The organism is Clostridium tarantellae, assembly GCF_009295725.1.
Classification (GTDB): Bacteria; Bacillota; Clostridia; order Clostridiales; family Clostridiaceae; genus Sarcina; species Sarcina tarantellae.
The window spans coordinates 1-9,031 of sequence record NZ_WHJC01000140.1; the positions used below are offsets into that span (position 1 = coordinate 1).

The window sequence follows — 9,031 nt, forward strand, 5'->3', positions numbered from 1 at the left end:
ATATTATTTTTTATTAATATATTTAGCATATTTTAATCTATCTAATTTCTTTTCTAAGGATAAATCATTAAATAATATTATTAATTCATCAATAATATTATTTTCTTTTAGTTCTTTATTTTCATTATGTTTAATACTTGTTTTATTTAAATTTTTAACAATTATATTATCTTCATTTTTACTAGCTAATTCTAAAATTTGTTCTTTAACTTTTTCATCACATACATATATTTTATTTTGTTTTAACCATTTTTCAACAACTTTATCGGAAACAATATTCAATTCTTTTTTGCATCTCTCATCTGCTAGTTCATTGAATAGATCTCCTGTATGACTATCAACCTTAACAAAGATAACTTCTATTCCTTCTTTAAATAGCTTATTCATTTTATCATAATAAATTTCCGAAGATTCTTCTCTTCTATCCCAGCTTCCTGTGGCATGATGAAATATTCCTTCATAATCATGGAATAAAACTACCTTTTTCTCCCCTTTTTTTAATGCATATTCTACAGCTTTTACTGCTCCTTCAAGTTCACCAGCAATTTGTCTTATATTACTTTTAGTTGTATCTAAAGGAGAACCACTTTCAATATGCTCTACCACATTATCTCTTACAGCTACAACTCCATAAGCATATCTTTTAGTAGACATATTATAGCTACCATCCACATATATATGTAAATAATCTTCAGGATAATTATCTATCCCCTTTTTTAGTAATTTATTATTATCATTTAAATATTTTTTAGCCTCTTCCATTGATTCAAAGCTTTTATATTTAGCACCTTTTACTCCTTTTACACACTTTAAACACTCTGCCCAAGTATTAACTATCTTATTTTTAATTTTTTCATTTGTACTAAAATCATATCCCTCTTTTATAGCATAAACTTTTTTACCCAATATTTCACATCCTATTCATTTAAGTCTTATGTAACTTTTCTTTTTTATATAATTATCTATACATAGTTATACTGTAGTTATAGTATCTATTACTTCATATATAGTCTCCACATTTTTAGCCCCTGTAAATCCAATTAGAAAATCAATAGTATTTTTTAAAACTACTACTAATTCATTTTTTCCTTGCCAGTTTTCTAATATAACTTCCATTGGTACATCATTAATTATTCTATTTAATAAGAAAAATAATATAGTTATATCATCTAACGAACCTATTATTGGTAATTTATCTGGTAATATATCAAAAGGAATACTTATATAACCTACACATATTCCCATCATTATTTTTATTTTTTTGCTTACTCTTTTATCTTTGAACAATCTTAATATTAATGCAAATATATCAGGAATAAATAAAATATAGTCCTTATATGGTTTTATTTCTTGTGGTAGCTTTTCTTCAACATATTCTCTACTATGAGTATAAGCATCATCTACCTTATTTACTTCAATATGCATAATATAATCTTCTGTACTCTCCACTTCAACTTCTTCTTCTTTTACGGCTATTTGTAATGAAGGTTCTTTTAACTGCATATTATTTAATGAAAAATTAATATTCCTTAAATCAACTTTAATATCTCCATTATTAACCCAAACTCCATAAATATTAAAGTTCAAGAAAGGTACTTTATTTAAAATTTTATCTATATCTATTATTATTTCATCAGATTTAACCATTATTCCTTGTTCTTTAAATCCTTTTAATGCTATTTTTAAAGCTAACTTTCTAAGAAATTTTAATATGCCTATACTCATTAAACTGGCACTTATTAACTTTAAAGTTAATTTATTTTCGTATACCCCAATAATTCTAGTATTAACCTTAAATCCTAATGATAATACCTTTTTAAAAACTCCTCTTATTTCTATATCTTTATTTATATTAAGTTCATTAATAATTAATCCATTAATTTTTACAACATCATTTATAATGCTTAATAAGTCTTCAGAACTTAATTTTATTTCTACTTGCGAAACTTTCACTTAAGTTACCCCTTTCTATATAGCTTGTCTATGTATATTTCCTAGTATATATTATATTAATATAATTGAAAATAGCAATCATTACTTATTATAAATTTATTTCTCTTTAACATTATTTATTAAAATATATAATGCAAAAAGAAGATGAACTTAATATTTATTCATCTTCTTTTTAATTTATTTTATTCTTTTTTTCAAGTTCATATTGTAAAAAACTAAACTTAGTGCTAAACCACTAATTAATCCACCTAAATGAGCTGAATTATCTATATTAGGTATACTTAAACCAATAAAAGCATTTGTAAGAATTACAACTATTATATTAGTAAAAAAATGTTTTCCTATTCTATGCTTTTCATAAAATGCATAAACTAATGCTGCTCCTAAAAGTCCAAATATAGCACCTGATGCTCCTACTCCAATATATCTACTTGCAAAAATAGTACTAAAAATACTAGCCATAATTCCTGAAAAGAAATAAATTATTATATATTTTACTCTTCCATAAATCATTTCTATAGTATCACCTAGTGCATATAGTGCATACATATTAAATGCTAAATGTAGTAGACCTCCATGAAGAAACATAGATGTAATTAATCTATAATACTCCCCACCATATAATATAGATACAGTATCTTTAGCTCCTAATATATATAAAACTCTAGGATTCACCTCTAATAAGTTACTAAAAAATCTACCTGTAAAAAAAGTACTAACTAATACAGAACCAATAAAAACCAATATATTTATTGCCATTAATATGGCTGTTGTTTTGCCAATCTTTATTTTTCTATACCATGGTACTTTATTCTCATATCCACCATTAAATAAAGATACTAATATTTGTACTAATGGCTCTGAATTAAAACTATAGGAGTTAATACTTTTAGTTTTCACATCTATAACAATTCTATAATAATTATCATGTGTAATAATACTATTTTCTTTTTTTGATCCTAAATTATTAGTTGATAATATTACATTATGAATAGAATAAGGTACCCCTTTACTTTCAAGAAATTCTTTTGCTTCTCTAAAATTTTCTTCCTCTTCATCTTCTTTAGAGATTATAACAGAATATAATCCTCTATTTTCTACTGTTTTTATTGCTATCCATTTATTTTCTTTTTCTATTTCATATATATAAAACCCATAATTCTTTATTAATATATTAAAAAAATCTTTCTGAAATAAACTCATATTTTTTTCACACCACTTTATATCCTTATTAAATCTTTATATTAGCTCTTCTAGTATATTTAGTAATTCATTAAATCTTTCTATAGTTGCTTCTAATGGTTTTGATGTAGTCATATCTACACCTGCCATTTTTAAAGTATCTATTGGATACATAGAACCTCCAGCCTTTAAGAAGCTTTTATACTTATTAACTGAATCTTCTCCATTTTCAAGTATTGCTTTTGCAAAAGCTGATGCAGCTGCATATCCTGTAGCATATTGATAAACATAAAAATCTGAATAGAAATGTGGTATTCTTGCCCATTCTATTTCAATTTCATCATCTACTATCATTTTATCTCCAAAATACTTAACATTTAAATCTTTCCAAATTTTATTTAAATCTTTAGCAGTTAAAGATTCACCTTTTTCTATAGTTTCATGATTTATAAGTTCAAATTCAGCAAACATTAATTGTCTAAAAACTGTAGTTCTTATTTGTTCTAATTCTTGATTTACTAAATATAATTTTTTCTTTCTATCTTCTTCTTTATTAATTAAATAATTAATAAGTAGAATTTCATTAGTAGTAGATGCAACCTCTGCACAAAATAATGTATAATTACCATAAACATAAGGTTGCGTTGCTCTTGTATAATATGAATGAATGGAATGACCCATTTCATGAGCTAAAGTAGATACATCATTTAAATCATAATTATAATTTAAGAGAACATAAGGCATAGTATCATAAGAACCCCAAGAGTATGCCCCACTTCTTTTCCCTTTATTTTCATATACATCTACCCAACCACTTTTAATACCTTCATTAAAAATATTTAAATACTCTTCTCCTAAAGGATTTAAACCCTCTTCAACTATTTTTATAGCATCTAAATATTCTATATGTTCTTTTGGTGTATCCACTACTGGCACATAAAGATCATACATATGAATTTTATCTAATGATAATAATTTTTTCTTTATATCTACATATCTATGAAGAGATTTTATATTTTTGTTAATAGTATCTATAGCATTATAATAAACTTCTACTGGTATATCATTAGGCTTTAAAGAAGCTTCTAAAGAAGATTTATATTTTCTAGTTTTAGCCATAAAAATATTATTTTTTAATGAAGATGTTAAGCTAGTAGCTATAGTATTTTCAAATTTTTTATAAGTATTAAATAATAGTTTAAATGCCTCTTCTCTAACTCTTCTATCTTTACTTCTTATTAGACTTCCATAATTACCCTCAGTCAACAGTATCTCATTATTATTTTCATCTTTAACATTACCAAAAGACATATCAGCATTTGTTAACATAGAATAAATACTATCTGGAGCACCTAAACAATCAGATACTGTTGCTAATAACTGTTCTTCTTCCTTTGATAATATATGTGGTTTTTCCTTTAAAATTTTTTTAAAGAAAATATCATATTTTTTAAGTTCTGAATCCTCTGCTATCATATTATTTATAACTTCTTCGTTAATAGATAAAATTTCTGGAACAAAGAAAGCACTGTAACTTGAAAATTCAGCCATATACGGATCTATTTTATTTACTAATGATTGATAAATAGTATTAGCAGTATCCTCATGACTTCTCATATGAGCAAAAACATATAATTTTTCTAACTTTCTTGATAATCTTTCACTAAGTTTTAAAAAAGTTTTTAACTCTTCTACATTATTTAACTTATTTTCAAAGTTTTTTAAAGAAGGAGCTTCCTTCTTTAATTCATTAAAATCATTTTCCCAATGTTCTATAGTTTTATAAACTTTTTCTATATTCCATTTAAATTTTTCATCTATTTCTTGTCTTAATTTAAGTGTGTTAACCTTACTCATTTATTACTCTCCTTTTTCTATACCTTAAATTAAATTATTTAATTATATTCATTTTCTTTTCCTTTAATATCTTCAAAAACTTTTTCCATATTAATTTTTATTAGATTACATAGTTCATTTATAATAGCTCTTGTTTCTTCATGTTCTTCATCAAATTTAAATTTAACTATCCATGTTGGATTAAATTCATCATCCTTTTCCTCAAATATATATCCAAGTTCTTCAAAAGCTTTTTTATTAAATAAATCATATATAGCTGAAAATTCCCATTCTTCTACATCTTTGTTTGTATCAAAAAACAAACTAACTTCTCCATCTACACAATATAATTTTTTAACAAAATTAGCTCCTTCTCCTACAGAATAACTTCCTAACTGTTCCTTAAATACTCCTGTTTGTTTATCTTTTTCCATTATTACTAATGAAGAAAATTCCATTCAATATCATCCTTCCCTATTATGTCTTATCTTTAATTATAAGTTTTATTAATTTAATTTCAAGTATTATACTCATGTAATTATTATCATATCCATTTTTAATTAAAAGTATCTTTAAATATTTGTAAAATATTGGTAAAATATTATTATATATTTTAAATAAAGGAGGTATGTAATGAAACATTCTTTTAAAAAAAACACAATAAGAAAAAATAAATTAAGATTACGTTATTATGCTATTATATTATCTATTTTTTTTGGTTGTATTTTATCTTTTCAATTTTATATTACAAATAAATGTAAAGACTTATATTTTGCTACCAAATATCAAATAACCACTACTGGTTATAGTAAAAAACTTAATGAAGTAAAAAATTTAGAACTAATATTTCTTGATGATGACTTTGCTATTGTAGAAGTTTTAGGTTTAGACAAAGAAGAACCCCATAACCCTATTACTTATAACGCGTATTTAAATAAACAAAAAAATTCTTCATGGTTAATCGAAAAAACCCTACCTATAATAAACTAATATTTTTTTATATTATACTTTTTATTTCTAAATAATATTTTTACATTAAAATTTTATAGAATAAAAATGCAAATTATTTGCATCAAACTACTAATTGAGTGTATAATATCCTTAGTATTAACTTAGGAGTGATTAATTTTGATAAATATAAACAATTTATGCTTTTCTTATAATGGTACTAAACCATATCAATTAGACCATTTAAACTTATCATTTCCTACTGAAGGATTTATTTCTATAGTAGGGGAAAACGGTAGCTATAAAACTACTTTACTTAAACTTATTTTATCTCATTTAAAGCCTTGTAAAGGTAGTGTAGAAATAAAATGTGATAGCATTGGTTATGTACCACAAAAAATAGATAATTTTAATCCTCAATTTTCAATAACTGTTTATGAGGTTTTAAAAATTCATTTAAAAGCATTAAAAATTAAAGATTCTAATGAAATAAATAAAGTTTTGCAATCAGTCAATATGCTTAATTTTAAAAATAAATTAATTGGATCATTATCTGGTGGACAACAACAAAGAATTTTTATTGCTAGAGCTTTAATGGGAAATCCTAAAATGATAATTTTAGATGAACCTACTACAGGTATTGATGAAAAAACTCAAGAAGAAATTTATAAGCTTTTATATAAATTAAATAAAGAAAATAATATTACTATAGTAACTGTTGAACATAACAAAAATACAGCATTAAAATATTCATCTCATATTTTAGAACTTAAATTTGGAATAGCTAATTTATATGATTTAAATGAATATATAAAAAAAATTAATGATGATACATTTAAAAGAAAGGTAAATTAAAAATGTTTGAACTTGAATTTATGCGTAACGCCTTTAGTGCAGGTATTTTAATTTCTTTATTATGCCCGTGTATAGGCCTTTTTTTAGTTTTAAAGAGATATTCTATGATAGGAGATACTCTTTCCCACTCATCCTTTGCTGGAGTTGCTATTGGATTAGTTTTAGGAATAAACCCTTTATTAACAGCCTTTATATTTACTTCATTATGTGCTCTTTTAATAGAAGGTTTAAGAAACTATTATAAAAAATATGCAGAACTAGTAATGTCCATAGTGCTAACTTTTAGTTTAGGAATAGCTATAGTACTTATTAGCAGTGGTAAAGCATCTGCTAAAGTTAACTCTTTTTTATTCGGAAGTATTTTAACCGTATCTAAAGAAGATTTAATTATAATTTTTATAGTTGCTATTATTTGTTTTATTGGTATTTTTTTATTATATGATAAATTGATTTATACTACTTTTGATGAAGAAGGGGCTAAAGTATCAGGATTAAATACTAAATTAGTTAATTATTTATTTACTCTAATGGTAGGTGCAACTATATCTGTTTCTATTAGAGTAATGGGAATTTTAGTTATATCATCAATTATAGTTATTCCTGTTGCAACTGCACTACAGTTTAAAAAAGGATTTACTAATACTCTTATTTTATCTATGATATTTGGTGCTATTGATGTACTTGGTGGATTAATTCTTTCTTATTATGTTAATACAGCTCCTGGTGGAACAATTGCTTTAACATCAGTTACCATATTAATAATTTCTTTAATAATTAATAGAAAACATCTTTAAAAATTCAAAATAAAGAAGCTATAAAAGAAACTATAAAATTAAACATTTTATAGTTTCTTTATTTTAAGCAAATTCCTTATATTTTATTTTGTTTTTAACTTCCTTTTTATTTTTCAAAGATAATTTTTCCATTATAGGTAATGCTAATTTTATTAATTTATTATAATATGCCCCTTATTTAAATAAATTCTATTTAATATAATACTAATATTAATTACCAATTAAAAGATTTTTAAAAAATTCTATAAAAAAAGTTAACATTAATTTTTTCTTAATGTTAACCTTCTAATTTATTTATCATCACAATCTTTACATAATCCTTTTAAAACTAATTTATGCTCTGTTAATTTAAAACCAGTCTGATTTTTTAACATTTCCTCTATTTGATGCATAGGGCAAGGAACCTCTATCTCTTTATGACATATATTACATTCTAATTTATGTTTATGGAAATTTTTCTTAATACTATAAGAATTTTTACCTTCTCCTAAATCAAATTTTTCTATTAAATCTTTCTCTTGAAATAATTCCAAAGTTCTATAAATAGTAGATAAATTTAAGTTTTTCTTTTGTTTTTTACATTCCATATATATGTAATCAGCAGTAATACCATTTTCCACATTTATAAGTATATTATATATGTCTATTCTACCTTTTGTAATTTTAATATCTTTTTCTTTTAAAATGTCTATTGTATTCATATTAAAAACTCCTAAAGTATATTTACATTCTTATATATACTTATTATAACACACAGTTTTTATAGCATATACTTTTTTATATAAACATCATTTTTAATCCAAATAAAAAAAGTATTATTCCTCCTATATAATCTGCATACTTAGCAATAAACTTTATTTTCTTTACTAATTTAGAAAAAACAAATGCAAAGGAACTTAATATTAAAGTTATTATTCCTATAATTAATGAATTCGTAAATAAAATACTCATATCATTAGTATAACTTAAAGCAGTAAAACCTATCACTAAAGCATCTATACTAACAGATATTCCTAATATAATGTACATTTTAAATTTATCTAAAATAGATTCTTCTTTATTTTCCATCCCTTCTTTTATCATCATAACTCCTACAAAAGATATTATCATTCCTCCTATTATATTAGGTATAGTTGCTACATATGTTTCAAATACTATTCCGCCGTAAGCTCCTATAAAACTTAAAATACATTGAAAAAAAGCAAAAGATAGGGCAAACATAACCTTTCCTTTTTTAGATACAGATGGATTAATCCCTATACTTAAAGCTATTGCTGAAGCATCCATAGCTAGAGCTAATCCAATTAACATAATGGACTCAATTCCCATATTTAACCCTCCTGTAATACTTATAATTTATTTTATTCAAAATACTTATATTTATTCTACATAATCTTAAAAAATGATTTTTTTGTAAAACACCTCTTTATTTTTCATCATATATAGTGTATATTATTAAATAG

The 9,031-nt window shown here is 23.6% G+C and carries 10 protein-coding genes; 3 read left to right on the forward strand and 7 right to left on the reverse strand.

Annotated features, from left to right (window positions below):
• Nucleotides 1-3 precede the first annotated feature (3 nt).
• From GBZ86_RS09725 to GBZ86_RS09745, 5 genes are all read right to left on the reverse strand, one after another.
• Entirely contained in the window at nucleotides 4-906 is a 903-nt protein-coding gene (locus tag GBZ86_RS09725) for a ribonuclease H1 domain-containing protein (RefSeq protein WP_152890159.1), read from the reverse strand.
• Nucleotides 907-972: 66 nt separating this feature from the next.
• Entirely contained in the window at nucleotides 973-1,953 is a 981-nt protein-coding gene (locus GBZ86_RS18685; protein ID WP_327444836.1) for a YkvA family protein, read from the reverse strand.
• A gap of 177 nt (nucleotides 1,954-2,130) precedes the next feature.
• Complete coding sequence (locus GBZ86_RS09735; RefSeq protein WP_152890160.1) at nucleotides 2,131-3,156, reverse strand: rhomboid family intramembrane serine protease; 1,026 nt, start codon at nucleotides 3,154-3,156, stop codon at nucleotides 2,131-2,133.
• Nucleotides 3,157-3,192: 36 nt separating this feature from the next.
• The gene (pepF, locus tag GBZ86_RS09740; protein WP_152890162.1) at nucleotides 3,193-4,992 is read right to left on the reverse strand and encodes an oligoendopeptidase F; all 1,800 of its coding nucleotides are present in this window, start codon (nucleotides 4,990-4,992) and stop codon (nucleotides 3,193-3,195) included.
• A 38-nt stretch (nucleotides 4,993-5,030) separates the two neighbouring features.
• On the reverse strand, nucleotides 5,031-5,429 hold the full coding sequence (locus tag GBZ86_RS09745) for a DUF6762 family protein (protein ID WP_152890164.1): 399 nt from the start codon (nucleotides 5,427-5,429) through the stop codon (nucleotides 5,031-5,033).
• Between the two features lie 175 nt (nucleotides 5,430-5,604).
• On the opposite strand from GBZ86_RS09745, the gene GBZ86_RS09750 reads away from it, so the two are divergent.
• The 3 genes from GBZ86_RS09750 (at nucleotide 5,605) to GBZ86_RS09760 (ending at nucleotide 7,568) form a co-directional block, all read left to right on the forward strand.
• Nucleotides 5,605-5,961, forward strand: a complete 357-nt coding sequence (locus GBZ86_RS09750) for a hypothetical protein (protein ID WP_152890166.1) — start codon at nucleotides 5,605-5,607, stop codon at nucleotides 5,959-5,961.
• A 138-nt stretch (nucleotides 5,962-6,099) separates the two neighbouring features.
• Nucleotides 6,100-6,774: a metal ABC transporter ATP-binding protein gene (locus tag GBZ86_RS09755; protein ID WP_152890169.1), complete on the forward strand. Its 675-nt coding sequence runs from the start codon at nucleotides 6,100-6,102 to the stop codon at nucleotides 6,772-6,774.
• A gap of 2 nt (nucleotides 6,775-6,776) precedes the next feature.
• Complete coding sequence (locus GBZ86_RS09760; RefSeq protein ID WP_152890170.1) at nucleotides 6,777-7,568, forward strand: metal ABC transporter permease; 792 nt, start codon at nucleotides 6,777-6,779, stop codon at nucleotides 7,566-7,568.
• A 290-nt stretch (nucleotides 7,569-7,858) separates the two neighbouring features.
• Here the strand turns inward: GBZ86_RS09760 and GBZ86_RS09765 are convergent, their stop codons facing one another.
• Both GBZ86_RS09765 and GBZ86_RS09770 read right to left on the reverse strand, forming a co-directional pair.
• Complete coding sequence (locus GBZ86_RS09765) at nucleotides 7,859-8,269, reverse strand: Fur family transcriptional regulator (RefSeq protein WP_152890172.1); 411 nt, start codon at nucleotides 8,267-8,269, stop codon at nucleotides 7,859-7,861.
• A 76-nt stretch (nucleotides 8,270-8,345) separates the two neighbouring features.
• Entirely contained in the window at nucleotides 8,346-8,897 is a 552-nt protein-coding gene (locus GBZ86_RS09770; RefSeq protein ID WP_152890178.1) for a manganese efflux pump MntP, read from the reverse strand.
• Between the last annotated feature and the right edge of the window lie 134 nt (nucleotides 8,898-9,031).